Genomic DNA, 19,050 nt, shown 5'->3' with positions numbered 1-19,050 from the left:
CGGGGAGTTGCACCCCGAGGCTCTCGTAGAACCGTGCTTGAGCGTCTCCGCTCACACGGCTCCCATCATGGAGCCACGCCGCACGCCCAGCTGCCAGTGCGCCCACAGCTTCGGATCGCGTCTCGAGATGCGCGCGACCCAGTGCGTCGCCCTGCGTAGATGTCCGCGCAACACGGCTTTGCCTCACTCATCGGCTCCTCCCATTGCTGGTTGACTCATTGAATTTGGCTCCATAACACAACCCCTTCGCTCCATCCCGTTTCGGGGACTTCATCACTACTACGAGTTGTTCCGCCCCTGGTCTCCGCTTCCGTACTCTCGCCCTCGTGGTTCTTCCACTTGCGGCTTCTCCGTTCGCATCGGAGTCCCAGGTTCCCACGTTCCGCTTGACCGCCCCCGACAAGCTGAGGCCACCTCAATGCCGGATGCCGCTTCGGTCCGTAAACAGGCACCGCCGAAGCTCGTCCCGCGTTAACGACTCCCCTGCGGTTTCGACATCGTCCCTATGCTTTCGACATGTCATCAGTGGTTCCCTTTCGGTCCTCTTCTTGCCAGTCACATGACCTGGTTCTTCCCAGGCTTTTTCCTTCTGTGCTCACGACCAGGGCTTTTGGCCTCAGCCGCCGAAGGTGGTTTAGAACCTGCTCCTGCCAGCCGGTTCCAAGGGGTCCGCCCTCATCAATCAAGCAGTTACACACATTGAGCCCTCCTCGGCCCTTTGCGCTCGTGGCGCACAAGTCATCGGCATATCGGGCGAATCGGTGCCCACGTCGGGTCAGCACCCGGTCCACATCGTCCAACAGAACATTGGCCAGCAGCGGGGACAGCGGGCCGCCTTGCGGCGTGCCGTCGTCCCGCGCGACCACCACGCCGTTCAGCATCACGCCGGCTTCCAGGTATCGGCGAATCAACCGAAGCACGGCCTTGTCGTCGATCCTCTTGGCGAGGCGATCCATCAGAATGTCGTGGTTTACACGATCAAAGAACTTCTCCAGGTCAACATCGACCACTACCTGGTAACCGTCCTGCGCATAGCGCTGTGCTTGTCGCACGGCGTCGTGCGCGCTCCGCCCCGGGCGGAAGCCATAGCTGAACTCGGAGAATGTCGGATCGATCCGTGGCTGCAGGACTTGCAGCAACGCTTGCTGAATGAGCCGATCCGTGACGGTTGGGATACCCAATTCCCGGACGCCGCCTGTCGGCTTCGGGATTTCCACGCGGCGCACGGCTTGAGGCCGATATACGCCATCCAGGATTTCCTGCCGAATGCGCGGCCATTGAGTCTTGAGATACTCAACCGTCTGCTCGATGGTGAGGCCATCGACGCCAGCACTTCCCTGATTGGCCTTGACGCGTTTCCACGCCTCGACCATGTTCTCGCGCGAGAGGACCTGCATCAACAGGCCGCCTCGCCCCGGGCCTTTCGGTCCGTGATCCGCTGGCCGAGCTTCATCGCGCCTCGGGGAGGAATTGGCTTCACCCCCTCCTCCAGCGACGCGCCCAGGTTGCCCTGGCTTCTGATGCGATGCCCTTCCAAGAGTCACGGCGTCCAGCCTTCCTTCTCGTTCGGTCCTTCGCCTAGGTTCCCAGGCTACTACAACCTCTGCTGACTTCTCGCTCCGCGTTTCCGCGTCCCCCTCTCAGGCATAAAGCGAGATCTCCCCAGGTAAGTACGCGATCCTTCCTCGCGCGACCGCCAAATCTACGCCGCTTCTCCTTGACCACGAAAGCTTCGCGGTAGAATGCCCGCTCGCCTTGATCTGCGTCGCCTCCTATTTGGTTCTTGTCCATCGGCCCGCGATTTCATTCCATGCTTCCTTCCCACGCTCGGTCACCCTTGCGCAGTTGCATTTCCTTTCGCTCGCTGTGGTCAGCTTGCGGGAGGACTTTCACCTCCAAGACCGCGCCCATGCTGGGCGCACATCCACGCCCCCGTGAAGGGGGCGACACCCTCATGACCACGCTTCCTCCCGTCCCCCAAGGTTTCAATCCACGCCCCCGTGAAGGGGGCGACTCCACGGCCACCCTTCTCTGGCGCTTTCCTCTGCGTTTCAATCCACGCCCCCGTGAAGGGGGCGACCGCCTCTAGCACGTAGCCACGGCGCAAACTTGATGTTTCAATCCACGCCCCCGTGAAGGGGGCGACGCGTTCAAGAACCACGACAGGGGCGACCGAAGTGGTTTCAATCCACGCCCCCGTGAAGGGGGCGACCTAACCACTTCCGAAAGGTAGCCATTATTGATCGAGTTTCAATCCACGCCCCCGTGAAGGGGGCGACCTAACCACTTCCGAAAGGTAGCCATTATTGATCGAGTTTCAATCCACGCCCCCGTGAAGGGGGCGACTTTTCTAGGGATTAAAACCAATCCTCTTAACACGGTTTCAATCCACGCCCCCGTGAAGGGGGCGACACTAGCTCCCAGGAATCCAGAATGCCACCTATCAGTTTCAATCCACGCCCCCGTGAAGGGGGCGACACGCATAAGACGCGCTGTTGGTAACGTCGTACAACGTTTCAATCCACGCCCCCGTGAAGGGGGCGACGATTACCAAGTCTTCTCCTTGCCATTCTATGGAGTTTCAATCCACGCCCCCGTGAAGGGGGCGACCGTGGCGGACGACGCGAATGCGACTGTGTTTCCGCTGTTTCAATCCACGCCCCCGTGAAGGGGGCGACGCAACGGCCGATTCCAGCAACGGACCTTGGCAAGAGGTTTCAATCCACGCCCCCGTGAAGGGGGCGACTGGCGTTGTACGGCGGGTAAATCGTTTGGAGGTATTGTTTCAATCCACGCCCCCGTGAAGGGGGCGACGATAGGCGCCAGGATCGACATAGCTTCCGCGCCGGGTTTCAATCCACGCCCCCGTGAAGGGGGCGACGCGCGCAAGAGTGCGGGTGGCGCACTGTGCCTTGGTTTCAATCCACGCCCCCGTGAAGGGGGCGACCGGTTCTGGCAATCGTCTCGCAGCGGGCATCGTCGTTTCAATCCACGCCCCCGTGAAGGGGGCGACGAGCGCTTGCGGAAATCTTGCGCACAATAGACGCGTTTCAATCCACGCCCCCGTGAAGGGGGCGACTCGGAACGCGAGTCATGGTGCGGCCATACGGCGTGTTTCAATCCACGCCCCCGTGAAGGGGGCGACCGGTAGACAAGCAGCGTTGGTGCCCATGCGCGATAGTTTCAATCCACGCCCCCGTGAAGGGGGCGACTCTCTCCTCGTTTCGGCTGCAGGAGGTGCTCCAAAGTTTCAATCCACGCCCCCGTGAAGGGGGCGACCAAACCTCTTCAGTTATCTCGTGATCATCCATAGGTTTCAATCCACGCCCCCGTGAAGGGGGCGACCATCTTGTCCATCACATCATCCCCGCATCATGCCCGTTTCAATCCACGCCCCCGTGAAGGGGGCGACGCGAAGGCCAAGGGCACCTGAGCCTCCATTAAAGGTGTTTCAATCCACGCCCCCGTGAAGGGGGCGACCCTCTCTTCGGCCAGTGGGTTGAAGAGTACAAGAAGTTTCAATCCACGCCCCCGTGAAGGGGGCGACTAGCGTGGCCGCAAAAGCTAGGCATCACTACAGAGTTTCAATCCACGCCCCCGTGAAGGGGGCGACCGCTGCTCACGACACCTTGCTCAGAATGGACAGGTTTCAATCCACGCCCCCGTGAAGGGGGCGACGGACGGCCGGTGCGCAGGTCGTGATCTCGTCGAGGTTTCAATCCACGCCCCCGTGAAGGGGGCGACTGCAGATTGTTGAGAAAATCCGATAGCTCCAGCATGTTTCAATCCACGCCCCCGTGAAGGGGGCGACCGCAGCAGTTGGGTCTTGTTCCGCCAGAAGCGCGGTTTCAATCCACGCCCCCGTGAAGGGGGCGACCTAACCGCAGGCGGCAACTTGTTCTTCGATTACCTGTTTCAATCCACGCCCCCGTGAAGGGGGCGACCCAACCACGGTTCCCTTGTTGGACGATCTCATGAAGTTTCAATCCACGCCCCCGTGAAGGGGGCGACCCGGATCGTCGGGGTGGCCCAGGTATTCGGCGAAGTTTCAATCCACGCCCCCGTGAAGGGGGCGACTGGTAATCCTCGTTGTCAATCTTCGCCGTGGTGAAGTTTCAATCCACGCCCCCGTGAAGGGGGCGACCGGAGGCGGAGGCAGGGAAGACGTTGTTGCCGAGTTTCAATCCACGCCCCCGTGAAGGGGGCGACTGAGCCGACACGGTATCGACAAAAGCAACACGATGTTTCAATCCACGCCCCCGTGAAGGGGGCGACCGCCTGTAGTCTAACCTTTTGTTGCTAAATAGGAAAGCGCCCAGAATCCGCGAAACACTACAAAACCCGACACATGTACGTCGAACGCCGCATCGAACTATCCACAATCTTCACGTTTTCAAAGAACTACGGCCAGTGCGAACCTACTAGCGTTCTGCGGCACGCTTGAGGTTCGCGCCGATCTTTCTCGACCCGCCTTAACCTTAAAGGGTCATACGATCAGCGTGCCGCCGAGATCCGCAGATGGTCTCGCGCCTACATGCTCGACTTTCCGCTGCCAGTTGGCCCCTAGATAATAGTAGCGCAGGCTGTCGAATTCCGGCTTAATGGTGCTTTCCAGCCGTGACTTCAGCTTAATCCATTGCGCGGGATCGACCTCAATCTCGAAGACTGAATATTGCACGCGCTGCCCATAGTCGCGGCAGATCTTGGCAACGGAGCGAAGACGCCCGGCACCACCGTCATCCGAAGTGCAAACATCGTAGGTTACGAGCACGAGCATGGCGAAGCGCTATTTCCAGAAATACGGAGGATAGGCGTCCAGATCGCCGCGCAGATGCCGCGCCAGCATCTGCGCTTGCAGATAGGGGACGAGGCCCAGCGGCACCTTTTCGTCTAGAAAGGGATGCAGGCGTTCTTCCTTCTTGCGTTCCTGCCAGGCGGTCAACACGGTGCGGCGAGCATCGTCGGACAGCAGGACGACCCCGCCGTCGCGGGTCTCGAAATCCTTGGCGCGCAATTGCCGCCGGTTGATCAGCGACAGCGCAAGCCGGTCGGCCATCACGGGGCGCAGCTCCTCCATCAGATCCAACGCCAGGGACGGCCGCCCCGGCCGGACACGATGCAGGAACCCGACGGCGGGATCGAGTCCGACGCTTTCGCAGGCTGAGCGGCAGTCATGGGTGAGCAGGGTATAAAGAAAAGAGAGCAACGCATTGATCGGATCGAGCGGCGGGCGCCGCGAACGGCCGGTCCAGCGCAGTTCCGTATCCGGCGAGCGGATCAGATGATCAAAGACCGAGAAATAGAGGTTGGCTGCCTCACCTTCAAAACCGCGCAGCAGGTCAAGCGAATTGTCTGACAGTTCCGCGCGGCGGATGCTCTGCGCCATCCGTTCGATGACCGCCGCAATCGCGCGGCGGTCGGCTTCAACATAATCATCGCCATAGTCGCGCAAGCAGCGCATCAGCACCGATCGCTGGTTCATCATCTTCCCGATTACGATGGAGCAGGCGATATTTGTGGGCGCGTCCAAGCCTCTGTATTGCGACAGGCGCAACAGCACATTGCCTGTCACCGGTCCTTCAAGGCGAGCCTGAAAGCGACCGTTGCGGTCGAGAAACACCAGCGTGATGCCAGCCGCCGCAGTCGCCGCCATCAATGCTGGCGACACGCAGATGCTGCCGAATGTCACGATGGAGGCGAGCATGTGAAAGGGCACGCGCGCCCGCTCCGCGCCATCCACCTCTGCCACCAGATTTTCGCCCTCCTTGCGAAGCGAGGCACCATCGGTAGTGACATAGACGGTGTTTAGCAGCTTTTTCACGGGACTGTATCCTCGGAAAGCAGATTGTCCACCATGCGGTTACGCCAGGCCTTGGTCGGTTTTGCCACCACATCCGGACGACAGAGTTGGTTGAGCGAGCAGGTATGGCAACGGTTGCGCTCCGTCGTCGGCGGCGGAGTTCGGCCGGACGCGAAGACCTCAGCGAGCGCAGCGATCGTTTCTTCGGTTAGCGATCGCAGATCCGCATCGAAGGAGATGGCGACCCGCCGCTTCGTCTCGGCATAATAGAGCGCACCTTCGGGCACCGCCAAGCCCGTCATTTCCTCGATACAAAGCGCCTGTGCGCAGAGTTGCACCTCGTCGGCGCGGTGCGGCTTCGGCTTGCCGCGCTTATATTCGATCGGATAGGGCACCTCTCCCTCATGGCCGCCCTTGAGCGGATGAAACTCGACCACATCCGCAACGCCGGCAATGCGCAGCCTCCGGCAGGACAACGGCAACGCCATGGTCCGACGTATGCCGCGCGCCGTGCGACTGCCGCCCTTGTCGGCTACCGCATGCAGCACCCGGCCTTCGGCTGTGGACCGGTTTTCCGCCCAGACCCGCTCCAGATGAATGAGCGCCGCCTGGCGCAGGCAATAGACAGCGTGCTGCAGGGCGGACAGGGGAATGGGCTCGCCCGTATCGTCCCGCTCCCCCGGAGCGGTTGAGGCCATTGCTCAGAGCCTCTCAATCATCTCGACGCCGGCGGGCAGGTTCTCTCGATCGATCTCGATCACATAATCGGAAAACTTTCGCGCCGGCGGCTCGTTGACGATGCGCTTGTCATCGATCGCCCGGAATGCACCGTCGACGTTGCGGCCGATCTTCACTAGGTCGAACAGGACGTGCGCCGGCGCTTTGCCGAGCGCGTTCTCGTGCCTGAAGGCAATCAGCTTGCGGGTCGACATCTCGCCGCGCGCCGCCGAGTGGTCATGCTCGAACATATTCGCCATCGCTTCGAACAGCAGGTCGACATCCTCTTGCGAAAAGCCCGTTCGCTCGGCGAGCTTGGCCGAAATGAAGACGTGCGCGACATAAAGCCCATAAGGCACAATGTGCTTGCGTCCCATGGTGCGATTATCGATGCGGTCGTTGCTGTCGTTACCCTGGAGCTTCTGCTTCTTTTCCGACTCGTTGGTGGCAGCCATGCGGGTAATGGAGATTTCCATTGGCATGATAGGCTCGACGGAGACCACAAATGTCACTTGCACCGGCCCCGTGACTTGGCCGCAATTGACGCCGGTGGACATGACCGCGCCGAAGGTGCGCACGTCATAAAAATTCCGGCACATGAACTCCATGAGCTTGATCGCCTCGGCATCGTTCCTTGGGTTGAGCTTGGCCTGTTTGTCCACCTCCGGATCGTCGGGTCGCAGCGCACGATAAGCCTTGCGCTGCTGGTCATTTAGGATCGCGCCCTCCTCGACAAAGATATGAAAACCCTCCTGACCGGCCCTGACCAGTTCGACATAGTTGCGGATCTTGCGCTTTAGGCTGACGTCGGATACCAGACCCTTGCTGGTCTCCGGATCGAGCCGCGGCAAATTGCCGGCATCGGGGTCTCCGTTCGGGTTCCCGTTCGTCACATCAAAGATCAGAGCGAGGTCATAGCGATTGGCGAGTGTGGTCATTGTGTCGTCTCCCTGGTGTCCGCAGTCTTAACCACCTTCTTGAAGAATTCGTTGCGTTGGTGATAATAGCCGAGGCCGAACAGAGCCTGGTCCTCTACAGGCAGTGAGGTTGGGAATGGATCGCCGCCCGGATTCATCTTGGCCATGATGGCAGCGATCCGTTCTTCCAGATAGATCCGCAGGGCCGGCGACTCCTTTCCGATCTTAGACAGATGATTGGCCGAGCCTCTTTCGAGCAGGGCGAACACCTTGCGCGGCTGGGCCGACGCCCCGCCATAAAACTTATCTTTGATTGTTGAATTGGCTTTTGTGCCGATCGCCTTCGTTTGCGCATACTCGTAAACCGCGAACAGGCGACCGAGCAAGTAACCTCTGTTTCTGTTGTCGGGGTCGAACGCCACGGGAGCCTCCTTCTTGTAGTTTCGATTGAGAACGGCTTTCAGCATGCTTGCGCGCAACGCGTTGACCTTGCCATCGGCGCGGATGCGCATGAGAATTCCCGACATCATGGTCAGCGGATAGTGAGTGCCGAACAAGATGGCGCGCATCCATTCGCCGGCCAGATTGGGCGGAATGTTTTTGTGCTCGCCCAGCACCGCCAGCTCCAACAGGTATTTCTGCAGGGGCGGATATGGTTCAGCCGGCGGCGGCTCGATGCGCATGTCCTCAATGTATCTCTGATAGTTCGCGGCTAAAACGCCAAAGTCATTCTCGAAATAGAAGCGGATCGACAGCCGCGCGGCATTGGGAGCTAAGCCAAGGACGTAAAAACGCACGTTATCGGCCAACTTGGGTTCGACATCCTTTAGTAACTCGCCCTTGCGGATGCGCTCCAACTGAATGCCTACCATCTTGGCCGCCGCCGCCGTTTCTTCCGTCTTCGGATCGAAGAAGGCCGCAAACAGGTTTTCGACTTTCTCCGCCTCGGCCGAAGAGGCATCCGCCCAGAACACCGTGGTGGCGTCGCCGATCTGCACCCGGTGACCACTATCGCGCTCCAGAAAACGATTGAGCGCCGCAGTATAGGCGAACGCCGCGACCTCCGAGACGGGGGCATTGTCGCCCTGATCGTGGCCATAGGAGGCGAAGGCGGGTAGGTTGAAGGAGACTAGCGATGCGCCGGAAGGCTGAGCGTCCCAGACGCCCTTGAGCAAGGGATGGAGGCGCGCCACCGGCCCCCTTTGGCCGGTCACGAGGCAGATCTGCTCGTTGCCTTTATCTTTCGCCGCAACCCGCACCAACAAGGCCTTGGCGGCCGGCCGATCATGCATCCGAATATTCTTCAGGCGATCGCTTTCGAGGGCGAAAACAACATTTTGGTCTTTGATGTCGTCCTGCCATAAGGGCGGAACGAATTGATCAGGAGTCCATCTTTCCAGAAAGCGTCGCAGCGCCAGCAATCCTGGATCTGTCGTTTCGCGCAGAATGTCGATATGATGCCTTACGAAAGCGTCATGTTTCTTTGCCGTGTGCTTGTCATTTTTAGCCGTCACGCCCAATGCATAAGCGGTATTGTCCCAGAAGGTATTGGGGGAGATGCCCGACGTTCGGTTTGCCCGCTGGGGTACCAACATCGATTGGGGGTGTTTCTTGTTGCCCTCCACTTTTCGCCAATCGGTGACGTTGGCAACGGAGCCATCCTCGTTCAAGCCGACAATGATTCCAATGTTCTCCCACGAAAACCCGAACGGTGGCTTATCGGCATCAGGCAGCCGGTCATAAGCATCCGCCAGCGATGCCAGAAAGCTCATTTAAGGATCTCGGGCGAGTTTGGTCCTGGCACCTTGACGAGTCCGTTCTCAAGAACTGCGCGAAAAAACCACGGGGGTCGATTCCTGGCCTGGTGATCGATATCCCAGAGCATGAAGCCGAGATCGCGGCTTTCGGGTATCGTTTTCGGCATCTCGGCATCCGGCGGGATCAATTCGAAGTAGGCGACGAATTCGCGGGTGCCGAGACAGGGCTGGTGAAAACACTGGCCGCATGCGGCGCGGCGGTTGAAAATATCAAGATGCTTGCCCTCGTTGTCCCCGAGGCCAGCCCTTGCCGTCAGTTCGAAATGCGCCTCTATGACGTAGGCGGGCTTGACCAATACAGTTGAGGCGCGCTGCTGGCGATCGCCGTCGACCAGCAGTTGCAAGCCCTCGAGATCGCCGCGCTTCATGGCCCTCTTTACCTCGCTGGCGGGCACCTTATGCCCCACTTCGTTGCGACGGATCGACTGGAACCGAATCTTCTCGAGGACATGGATGGCATCCACCACCCAGCGGATCGCCGGCTTCCAGTGGATCGCTTCCAGGACGCCGCGTGCAGCAGATGGTGTTATGACGTCATAGGAAACTCTCTCGGCCTTCATCTCCGGCCGGGTGAAGCAGGCGTAATCACCCCAGACTTTTAAGCGTATTCCATAAGCCATACAGTCCTGCCGCGTTCTGTGGCTCAACAATTGGTCGCCCGAAGATCAAGCAACTGGTCTGCCGGACTGGACTCGCTCAAACCACCATGCTCTCCATATCCAGATAATCCGCATCCTCCCACAGCAAGCCGACATCCTCCCGATACAAGCTCTTCGTCTGCAATACAGCAAACTGGTTGCCCCTCAGGTCCGGGCTGACAAAAGCGACGTGCCCATTGCATATCAGCAGATCGCGCGCCTTGGGTAGAACCTGTACGCAATACGCCTGCAACTTTCTGGCGAGAGAGTAAGAGGAAATCTGTTCGACATCAAGCTCACTTACAACCCTTTTCGACTTGTCGTCACCGACGACGATCACTGGCACCATGCCGCTTTCGATCATGCGGAAATCCTTGGCCGCCGAGCGGAAGGCGAAATCCGCTCCGATCCGCCCGTTGAAACGGACAAACCTGCTGAACCGCTGCAAAATCTTCTTTCCGTCCAACCGTTCTCCAATCCTCCAATAGACCTCGCTAAAATAGTCCTCGATGGCATCCAACGACGCCAAGTCTTCATGCCGCTCGATCATGCGCTGCATATCGTTAACAAGGCTTCGGATCTCTGCGGGCGGGGGATAATCCGGTGCAGAGAAGACGGAAACAATGCTCTCCTCCGCCGGATTCTTGCCCTCGCGGTTGCAACGGCCGGCAGCCTGGATGATCGAGTCCAGCCCCGCTTCGGCCCGCCACACCCTGGGGAAATCGACATCGACTCCCGCCTCGACCAAGCTGGTGGCGATCAGCCGGCATGGCTCGCCCTCCCGCAGCCGGCGACGCACTTCGGCGAGAATCCGCCGCCGGTGCGCCGCAAATTGCCTGGTGCTCAGATGCACCAAGCCGGCAAGGCCGGCCGCCTTGGCCTCACGGTAAAGATCGAGCGCATGCCTACGACTGTTGACGATTACCAGCGCCTGAGGCACCGCCCTGATGGCCTCGATCAGCGCGCGATTGTCCATCGGCCCCACACGGACAATCCGCACGCGCCGTAGCTTTTCGGCGAGCCCATGCGGATCCGGCGCCAGCTCGCGACCCTCCAGCGGCAGGCCGCCGTCCAGTTCGCGCCGGTCGAGCGCCGGCTGCGTGGCGGTACACAGCACGACGGAGCAGCCGTAGCGCAGCGCCAGTTCGTCCAGCATGCGGATGCACGGCTTGAGCAACTGACGTGGAATCGTCTGCGCCTCGTCCAGGATGATTACGCTGTTCGCGATATTGTGGACCTTGCGGGCTCGCGACGGCCGCGCCGCGAAGAGGCTTTCGAACAGCTGCACGTTGGTGGTGACTACGACGGGCGCAGCCCAATCCTCCATGGCCAGCTTCAGCTTGTCCCGGCTGTCGCTGGTCTCCTTGGGATCGGCTTCCTCGTCATCAATGGCTGAGTGATGCTCCAGGACGTTGTCGTCGCCGAGAATCTCCCGAAAAATCTCCGCTGTCTGGTCGACAATCGAGGTAAACGGAATGGTGTAGATGATCCGGGTGTGGCCGTGCGCCCGGGCATGATCGAGCGCGAAACCTAGCGAGGTCAACGTCTTGCCGCCGCCGGTTGGCACCGTCAGTGTGAACAGACCAGGCTTTTGGGCGGCCTTGCCGCGCACATGGGCGAGGATATCGGACCGCAGCCGGTTGATCTCCGCCACGGCATTGCTCCGGCCCCGCATGTAGGCATCGAAGCGTTTGATGAATTGCGGCAGAAGCTCTTGTAGTGACGGCCATGATCGATCAACCTGCCGGTTTTCCAGCGCGGAGTAAAAAGCTCCCGTATCCTTGAAATCCGCATCCACTAGACAGGAGAAGATCATGCGAGTCATGACCGAGAAAATAAACGCAGCGTCTTGTCTGTCTTGTGGTTTGTGTTCCTCTATAAAGTTCGGAACAAGTCCGCTTGCATCCACGGAAAGCTCCGATGCCCATACCGGATCGAGTTCCGCCGTCCACTCCTCGACGCGACGATTGAGGCAAGCTGCCGTTTCATTTAACCGATCCGGCAGACCGGCGTGATGGCCAGCGATGCAATAGGCGATTAGATCGGCAATGTTCCTATCGCACCCTTTTGCCAGATCGCCTAAGAGAAGCGCCGCGCCCGCCGTAGAATGGTCGACCCGGACGTTGGCACCAGCTAATCGGCTTTGAAAATCCGCTGTGTATTTCCCTAGATCGTGCAGCAGGCCAGCGAGATAAGCAGCTTTTTCCAGCCGGAGCGGTGCCGCCATCTCCGCTGCAAGCGTCGCCACAGCCATCAGATGTTCGCGCAGCGGTTGCCAATCGCTCGTGTCGCCCGGAGTTCCTGAATGTGCATAGTAGTCCATGTCGAGTTAATCCCAACCTGCAGTTGCGCCGACGCAGACTTGATTCCGGTTCGGCAAATGCAATTTTGAACATGCAATTTGTTGGGATGCAACCCGAACTGCGCTACCAACTCGGCGTCCGTCAAGATCGTCCAGCGGCAGCCGGAGCTGCGTGCGCAAGTAGATGACCGGCTCTTCCTGTCCCGCATTGAGTGTCGCCAGAAGATGATCGGGGGTATGGCTGGCGCCCGCGGGCGTTATCCCATCTTCCGCCACCGAAGAATCGTCTGTCGAGTCACGCGAAACGCCATCGCCAACTCGTAATCGCTGCCCGTTGCCCGTTGAATCGCCGTGCGGATCGCCGGCATAGTCGTCGCATTCTTGCGCAGTGTGATCCTCATACCTTTACCTGCCTCCTCGCTGTTTATTGTGGGTTACGTGGCCAAGGCGGGAACATCCAACCTCAGCTTTCCGGCTTTGAGGAAAGCGGCGATTCGCAAGCACCGGAAGCTTCGGAACCCTCTCGCCATCCTTTTGGCGAGCTGGATGAGGCCGCCTTTCGCCTCGATGAGACCATTGGTCACCCGGCTCTGGAGGAAAGCAAGGACGCCGTCCAGGTGCTCTTTGATCGTCCTGGAAAGCTTTCGGAAGGGAGCAAGCCGGCTGCGGTCAGCCCACCGGAGCCAAGAGCTTAGCTCTTGGGGATCCTCCTGAGCGAGGATCTCTTGCAGAGCCTCCCGCAACCCAATGGCTCTTCCCAGTCGGGGATAGCCGAACCTCCCTCTGCACTGATTTGCAAGTAATGGCAGCAGAACGTTAAGAGTTTTTCGTTCTGCCTACACGGTTCATTTGGGTGGGCGAGCGAAGAGTTGAACTGCATATCTCGAAAGGCGAGGCTGTGCGTCCACTCAGCCATTGAGTAGATGGGACAACGCCCCCCCAATGGTCCGGTTGATCCGGGTGATACAGCCAGCTCTTGCCCGCCAGCGCGCCAGCCTCAGCCGCTATATCCCAGTTCCTCGAGATTCTTGGCAATCGCGCCGCATCCAACCTCGCCGCCGCGATCGTCAATGACCTCAGGGAGCTTGGGTTCGGGGACATCGACCAACGTTAATTATGGCTGTCCAATTCTCTCTGTGAGAAACGTAGCGTTTATCATAGATCCTCAAGACCAACCGTAGTAAACAACCCGTGACTGAAGTCGCAGCAGGGTCTTTTTTTATGAACGGGGAAGTGATTCTGAGCCAGGGAGGGAAAGAATGGCTAGACATCAAGCGACTTTTTCGATGCAATAGGCTTGATGAGACAGCTTTTCCGGCTCTTCGCTGAATGGAATGGGCGGAGGAGGCAGATTTGCCATTGAGGGATGGCAAGAAACGGTGTTCTTGCCATCCGTCTTCGACGGATTTTGAGTCCGGGCGAATTGCCGTCAAGGACACTTCGACTTCGTCGATCCTCCTTGACAGCGGATGGCCAAGTTCGCGGCGTTTTCCGATTCTTTGGCCATGGACGCGAACAAGCTTTTTGCGATGGCCTTACCGTTGCGTCCGGAGTGGAAGGTGACTCGAAACGAACTTTCTCCGGTGGATCCTATCTTGAAGATTTGGCTCGATTTTCGAGAGGGGCATCAGTTCCCCTGTCCGGAATGCGGGCGTCCTTCTCCTGCACACGACACGGTGGAGAAGCGGTGGAGGCACATGAACTTCTGGCAGTACAAGACCGAGTTGATTGCGCGAGTTCCTCGGGTGGACTGTCCGGAGCACGGGGTCCGGTTGGTGGAAGTTCCCTGGGCCAGACCGGGGAGCGGATTTACCCTGATGATGGAGGCGGTCATCCTGATGCTTTCCCAGGAGATGCCGGTTTCCCAGGTGGCCGAGATGCTCAAGGAGCAGGACACCCGGCTGTGGAGAATCTTGGAGCACTACGTGGGAAAGGCCTGTCGGAAGGAGGATTGGAGCGGGGTGAAGCGGATCTTGGTCGACGAGACAAGCAGCAAGCGGGGTCACCGCTACGTGACCGCCGTTACCGACGCGGACAGCCGGAAGCTCCTCTTCCTGGTGGAGGGCAAAGGAAAGGAGACCTTGGAGGCATTTGCCAAGGAGATGCGGGAGCACGGAGCGGATCCTGAGCAGATTGAGCTGATCTGCATGGACATGAGCCCCTCCTACATTGCCGGAGCCAAGGAGCACTTCCGCAAGGCGGACATCGTCTTTGACCGCTTCCACCTCATGCAGATGGCGGAGGAGGCGGTCGACCAAGTACGCAAGGAGTTCGTGCGTCAGGGGCTGCTGCAGAAGGGAAGCCTCTGGGCGCTGCGAGGCAACGAATGGACGCGAAGCAGGGAGCAGAAGAGTTTGCGTGCTTCCCTTTGTGCAGCCTACCCCCGACTGGGAAGAACCATTGGGTTGCGGGAGGCTCTGCAAGTGATCCTCGCCCAAGAGGATCCCCAAGAGCTCCGCTGGTGGCTCCAGTGGGCCGACCGCAGCCGGCTTGCTCCCTTCCGAAAGCTTTCCAAGACGATCAAAGAGCACATGGACGGCGTCCTTGCTTTCCTCCAGAGCCGGGTGACCAATGGCCTCATCGAGGCGATCAACGGACTCATCCAGCTTGCCAAAAGGATGGCCAGAGGCTTCCGAAGCTTTCGGTGCTTGCGGATCGCCGCTTTCCTCAAAGCCGGAAAGCTGAGGTTGGATCTTCCCATCGTAACCTCATAACCCACGAAAAACAGCGAAGAGGCGCTTTTCCATTCAGGGTGAAGTGCTCCCTAAAAATCCGACCAGTGGTTAAGCTAAGAAAAGGAAGCCACTGGAATGATGGAGAAGACAAGCAAGCGGACGTGTCGCCGGCACAGCGCGGAGTTCAAGGCCAAGGTGGTCGTCGCGGCGCTGCGCGAGGACAAAACGATCAACCAATTGAGCACGGAATTTGGGGTGCATCCGGTCGTGGTCGGGCACTGGAAAAAGCAAGCGCTGCTGGCTTTGCCCGGATTCTTTGGCCGGCGGCTGGAACGCGAGACCCAAGCCGTCGAGTCGCGGGAGCGGGAGCTCTTCGAGCAGATTGGACGGCTGGAGGTGGAAAACCGCTGGCTTAAAAAAAAGTTCGGCCCTCTCACTTGAGGCTCGTCGCGCCATGATTGACAGTCGAGGGAAGCTATCCGTGCGCCGCCAATGCGAGTTGCTCGGGCTGGACCGCAGCGGGCTTTACTACCAGCCGGTGGGTCCGGATGCCGAGGAGATCGCGTTGTGTCATCGCCTGGACGAGCTTTACACGACGCATCCGTTCTACGGAGTGCGGCGGATGACCGAGGCGCTGCGGCGCGAAGGCTCCACCGTGAATCCCAAGCGGGTGCGGCGTTTGTTGCGGCAGATGGGGTTGCTGGCGGTCTATCCGAAGCCGCGATTGAGCCTGTCGGCATTCGGGCAAAGCGTCTTTCCGTATTTGCTGCGCGGGCTGGCGATTGAGCGACCGCATCAGGTCTGGGCTATTGACATAACGTATGTGCGGCTGCGTGGCGGCTTTGCGTTCCTGGTGGCGTTGCTCGAATGGTTCAACCGCTACGTGCTGGCTTGGGAACTCGCACCGAGCCTGGAGACGCTGCATTGCTTGCGCGCCCTGGAGGCGGCATTGGCCCGAGCGGGCTGCTCGGCGCAGATCGTCAACAGCGATCAGGGGAGTCAGTTCACCAGTTCCGAGTGGACCAGTGCCGTGCAAGCGGCGGGGATGGCGGTCAGTCATGATGGGCGTGGACGAGCCTTGGACAATGTAATGGTCGAGCGGCTCTGGCGGACGGTGAAGTATGAGGATATTTACCTCCGGGACTACGGCAACCTGCCTGAGGCCCGGGCGGGCCTGGACGACTACTTCCGGTTCTACAACAGGGAGCGGCTGCATCAGGGGCTCGATTACCGGACGCCCTTGGAGGTATTGGAAGAAACCCCAAGAACGAACCGGGAGGGGACTGGCAACGGCTCGTTGCTTCCATCCCCTCTCGATTCAAAATAGGGAAGGAAGAGACGCTCAAAAATTAGTCTAAAAACCGCTTCCATTGGTCGGACGTACTGGGAGCACCTCATGATTAGGCAAAACCCTTTGCCGACAGGTCTTTTTCATTGGCGCTCGCCTTACGGGGTGCCCGAAACGGTGCGGCGGTTGAAAGATGCCCTCGCGGTTCAGAGGCTTATCATCTTCGCCCATTTCGATCATAGCCGCGCGGCGCAAGAGGTTGGATTCCAGATGCCGCCGACGGAAGTCCTGGTTTTCGGCAACCCGAAAGGCGGCACGCCGCTGATGCTCGCAGCCCCCACGCTGGCTATCGACCTACCTAGCAAGATTCTGGTTCGCGAGGGGGACGGAGGGACTGTCGAGGTTTTTTTCAATACCATGGCCTATCTGAAGGAACGCCACTGCTTGATCGATATGGATCGAGAGGTGGCTGCCTTCGATCAAAAGGTAATCGAAATCATTCGGTCATCCCTAGGTTGACCCATGGGGCCATCGGCGATGGCGGGAGAAGTCGTTCTCGCCTCCATTTCTCGTGCGCCGTAAAAAGGATGCATCGCCCAGTGGGGAGGGAGTTATCTCCACCCGGCAACTCTTGTTCCAGCCGGAAGCACCCGGAGCGGCTGCTGGGGCAACGTCTCTGGTACAAGCCTCTGAAGTTTCTTCGAAAAGCCGTCCAAGCCCAAACATGGCCCCACGGAAGGGAACCAGAGACCAACCAGCAGGGGCCCGACCGCCCCGTGACAACTCATCCGCACCCGTTATGCGTCCGGGCGATCCGCGGCCCCATCGTATACATGCCCGTTTCCGGGGGCCGTTCTGAATCGCAATCGGTAGAAGGCGTTCCGCTGGCTCGAATAGGTGGCCGCAGAAGGCCGCCAGCCATTTGGATCCGTCCTCCCGGCATCCGGTTCGGATGTTGCCGGCTGCCTGGGCCTGCCTGCCGATCCGCGATCCCCAATCGCCGGTGCATCGGACGTGCCCCCGGTCACCCGATAGTCCGTGAGTGTTTCGGCTCGCCCATCGGGGCGTTCCCGCAGCCGGTGTGTTCCGGGCGCGTGATTGATGCAGCCGCACGTCGTCGTTCGACGTGCGCCCAAAAGGTTGCGCCCCTTCCTCTCCGGTCACGGGACCGCTGGGTCGCCGCCCGGGCTTATAAGGGTCTTCCGTAGCATCCGCCGGCAATCGCGCGTCTTTCGTGCTGCGGTCCCTCATCACGGGTTGCCTCATACCCGGGCCTTGGCGCTCGTTCGGCGGCTGGTCGCGTAGGCCGTCGCCTCCGACTCGGTCGTCCTCGCTCGTTCCGCCTTTAGCCTTTGTTACCCGGTGTGCCGCCTCCTGCTCGGACGCGCCTGCTACGCTTCTTTGAGGTTGCCTCGTTCCGTCGCGTTGCGCCCGTTCGTCCGGTTCGTGGCCGCGCATGCTCGGCTCCGCCCCGGCTCGTCTTCACCCTTCCCGACACCCTGCGCGCTTCTCTTCCCGGGGGCGGGCGGAGCCTCATCGTTTCCGTTTCCGCCCGCCCCCTCTCTTGGGTTTTTTGCGGGTGTTGGAGATGAATAAGTTACAAAAGGATGTGTGCACACCAAAACCCGATAAAAATAGGCGGTTCAAGCGGGTTGTGGAATGGATCGGCGCATAAGGGAGAGAACTGATGCAGAAGGGTGCGGAACGTATATGCCGGGAACAAAAACTGAGAAAAGAGAGGAGAAACATGATGCGCAAAGGAGAAACGGAGGCCAGCGTAGGAGCGAGGTGACGAAAAGGGGAGCTGAAGGAGTACGAATTCGATAATTGCTCCCCAAACGCCGTCGTGCGGGCTGCGGTGATCATCCTGCGGCAGGCCGGCTGGAAGCGGCAGGAGGCCCGGCGGTAGCTGGAGCAACCCTGTGTGGTGGTTAGCGACATCAGCAAGCGATCCCCTGGGGAAGCGTGGAATGACTCCGCTAAGCTGGGTTTTGAACGGTTGCCGCAAAGGGACCGGTGGGCCGCTACCGTAAGCATCGCAGCGCGCCGTTTCTTCGTGAGCCGATAGATCTCCCCAAGAATCGTGACCCGCTGGCCTTGGCGGGGAAGACGATCGAGGATCGCAGTACCCTCCGCCGCGTCACCGGAGACGGTACCCCATTCGCTCGCGCTCCGCTTGCTGGTGAGTTGCTGCCTGCCTCGTTCGCAGCGGCGCGCGATCAACTGATTCCGACGGGTTGGGGAATGGATCGGCGCATAAGGGAGAGAGACGATGCGGATGGGCGTCGAGCCAATACGCATGAGACAAAAACCGAGAAAAGCGAGTGAAAAAATGATGGACAAAGGAGAAACCGGGCCGAACCGAAATCACAAGAGGGAGCAATACGAAGGCGAAAGATACTCGAAAAGCGCCGTCGTGCGGGCAGCGGTGATTATCCTGCGGCAGGCCGGCTGGAGGTGGAAGGACATCCAGCGGTGGCTGGAGCAACATCCTCGTTTCCCAATCACGATCTCACTCAAACAACTCTGGAAGATAAAGGTGCCAAGCGAGCCCTTTACGGGCGCTGCGTCTGACGATTCGTTGGCGGTGGAAGCCAGGCGTGCTGCCAGATTGCAGTCGCTTCGCAGGTCACCGCTTGACGACCACGCGAAGTGGATCTGCGAGATGGTTGCGACTGCCGTGAGCATCCGGGAGATCCATCGCAAGCTACAGGAGCGCTGGAAGGCAGATAGCGGCGCGAATTGCCCCAGCTATCAGCAGCTACAGCGCTACATCCAGAGGAAAAAGAGAAAGATGAACGCGAGGCTGTCCGTACCGGAAAACGTCTCCGAAGGATCAGCGCATAGGAAGCATAGGTTCAATGATCCGATGGATCTCTACCGGTAATGAACACAG

At 59.6% G+C, this 19,050-nt stretch carries 14 protein-coding genes, 2 pseudogenes and 1 CRISPR repeat array; of the genes and pseudogenes, 5 read left to right on the top strand and 11 right to left on the bottom strand.

Annotated elements, in window-relative coordinates:
* Window positions 1-503 precede the first annotated feature (503 nt).
* The 10 genes and pseudogenes from ltrA to A37A_RS14745 all read right to left on the bottom strand — a co-directional run.
* Window positions 504-1,544, bottom strand: coding sequence for a group II intron reverse transcriptase/maturase (gene ltrA / locus A37A_RS14750; RefSeq protein ID WP_343122718.1), 1,041 nt, complete (start codon window positions 1,542-1,544; stop codon window positions 504-506).
* A 372-nt stretch (window positions 1,545-1,916) separates the two neighbouring features.
* Window positions 1,917-4,275: a CRISPR direct-repeat array (repeat unit 32 nt; unit sequence GTTTCAATCCACGCCCCCGTGAAGGGGGCGAC).
* 211 nt (window positions 4,276-4,486) lie between these two features.
* A complete protein-coding gene (gene cas2, locus A37A_RS0100235; protein WP_018289545.1) occupies window positions 4,487-4,777 on the bottom strand; it encodes a CRISPR-associated endonuclease Cas2 in 291 nt (96 codons plus the stop codon).
* A gap of 9 nt (window positions 4,778-4,786) precedes the next feature.
* On the bottom strand, window positions 4,787-5,821 hold the full coding sequence (gene cas1c / locus A37A_RS0100230; RefSeq protein WP_018289544.1) for a type I-C CRISPR-associated endonuclease Cas1c: 1,035 nt from the start codon (window positions 5,819-5,821) through the stop codon (window positions 4,787-4,789).
* Window positions 5,818-6,498 (bottom strand): CRISPR-associated protein Cas4, encoded by a 681-nt coding sequence (gene cas4 / locus A37A_RS0100225; RefSeq protein WP_018289543.1) that lies wholly within the window; start codon window positions 6,496-6,498, stop codon window positions 5,818-5,820. Before cas4 ends, cas1c begins: the two co-directional genes overlap by 4 nt.
* 3 nt (window positions 6,499-6,501) lie before the next feature.
* Window positions 6,502-7,455 carry a type I-C CRISPR-associated protein Cas7/Csd2 gene (gene cas7c, locus A37A_RS0100220; protein ID WP_018289542.1) on the bottom strand — a complete coding sequence of 318 codons (954 nt, stop codon included), beginning with the start codon at window positions 7,453-7,455 and terminating at the stop codon, window positions 6,502-6,504.
* Complete coding sequence (gene cas8c, locus A37A_RS0100215; RefSeq protein WP_018289541.1) at window positions 7,452-9,206, bottom strand: type I-C CRISPR-associated protein Cas8c/Csd1; 1,755 nt, start codon at window positions 9,204-9,206, stop codon at window positions 7,452-7,454. The genes cas7c and cas8c overlap by 4 nt, the downstream gene beginning before the upstream one ends.
* Window positions 9,203-9,871, bottom strand: a complete 669-nt coding sequence (gene cas5c, locus A37A_RS0100210) for a type I-C CRISPR-associated protein Cas5c (protein ID WP_018289540.1) — start codon at window positions 9,869-9,871, stop codon at window positions 9,203-9,205. The genes cas8c and cas5c overlap by 4 nt, the downstream gene beginning before the upstream one ends.
* 76 nt (window positions 9,872-9,947) lie before the next feature.
* Window positions 9,948-12,212, bottom strand: a complete 2,265-nt coding sequence (locus A37A_RS0100205) for a CRISPR-associated helicase/endonuclease Cas3 (protein WP_018289539.1) — start codon at window positions 12,210-12,212, stop codon at window positions 9,948-9,950.
* A 236-nt stretch (window positions 12,213-12,448) separates the two neighbouring features.
* Entirely contained in the window at window positions 12,449-12,592 is a 144-nt protein-coding gene (locus A37A_RS20925; protein ID WP_231363699.1) for a hypothetical protein, read from the bottom strand.
* Window positions 12,593-12,625: 33 nt separating this feature from the next.
* Window positions 12,626-12,961 (bottom strand): annotated as a pseudogene (locus A37A_RS14745) (transposase); the annotation flags it as partial.
* 735 nt (window positions 12,962-13,696) lie between these two features.
* Between A37A_RS14745 and A37A_RS0100180 the strand changes: the two are divergent.
* The 4 genes and pseudogenes from A37A_RS0100180 (at window position 13,697) to A37A_RS0100165 (ending at window position 16,673) form a co-directional block, all read left to right on the top strand.
* Window positions 13,697-14,905 (top strand): ISL3 family transposase, encoded by a 1,209-nt coding sequence (locus tag A37A_RS0100180; RefSeq protein WP_026195554.1) that lies wholly within the window; start codon window positions 13,697-13,699, stop codon window positions 14,903-14,905.
* A 96-nt stretch (window positions 14,906-15,001) separates the two neighbouring features.
* The gene (locus tag A37A_RS0100175) at window positions 15,002-15,307 is read left to right on the top strand and encodes a transposase (RefSeq protein ID WP_018289533.1); all 306 of its coding nucleotides are present in this window, start codon (window positions 15,002-15,004) and stop codon (window positions 15,305-15,307) included.
* Window positions 15,308-15,338: 31 nt separating this feature from the next.
* Window positions 15,339-16,193: pseudogene (locus tag A37A_RS0100170) on the top strand (IS3 family transposase); the annotation flags it as partial.
* A gap of 69 nt (window positions 16,194-16,262) precedes the next feature.
* Window positions 16,263-16,673: a DUF302 domain-containing protein gene (locus A37A_RS0100165; protein ID WP_040887547.1), complete on the top strand. Its 411-nt coding sequence runs from the start codon at window positions 16,263-16,265 to the stop codon at window positions 16,671-16,673.
* Between the two features lie 1,014 nt (window positions 16,674-17,687).
* Here the strand turns inward: A37A_RS0100165 and A37A_RS21925 are convergent.
* Entirely contained in the window at window positions 17,688-18,455 is a 768-nt protein-coding gene (locus tag A37A_RS21925) for an ATP-binding protein (RefSeq protein WP_343122717.1), read from the bottom strand.
* Between A37A_RS21925 and A37A_RS0100155 the strand changes: the two genes are divergently transcribed.
* Window positions 18,427-19,041, top strand: coding sequence for a hypothetical protein (locus A37A_RS0100155; protein WP_018289529.1), 615 nt, complete (start codon window positions 18,427-18,429; stop codon window positions 19,039-19,041). The two genes, A37A_RS21925 and A37A_RS0100155, sit on opposite strands and share 29 nt — an antisense overlap.
* Window positions 19,042-19,050: the final 9 nt, after the last annotated feature.

The organism is Verrucomicrobium sp. 3C, assembly GCF_000379365.1.
In the GTDB taxonomy this organism is placed as follows: Bacteria; Verrucomicrobiota; Verrucomicrobiia; order Methylacidiphilales; family Methylacidiphilaceae; genus Methylacidimicrobium.
This window is presented reverse-complemented; position numbering and strand designations above follow the sequence as displayed.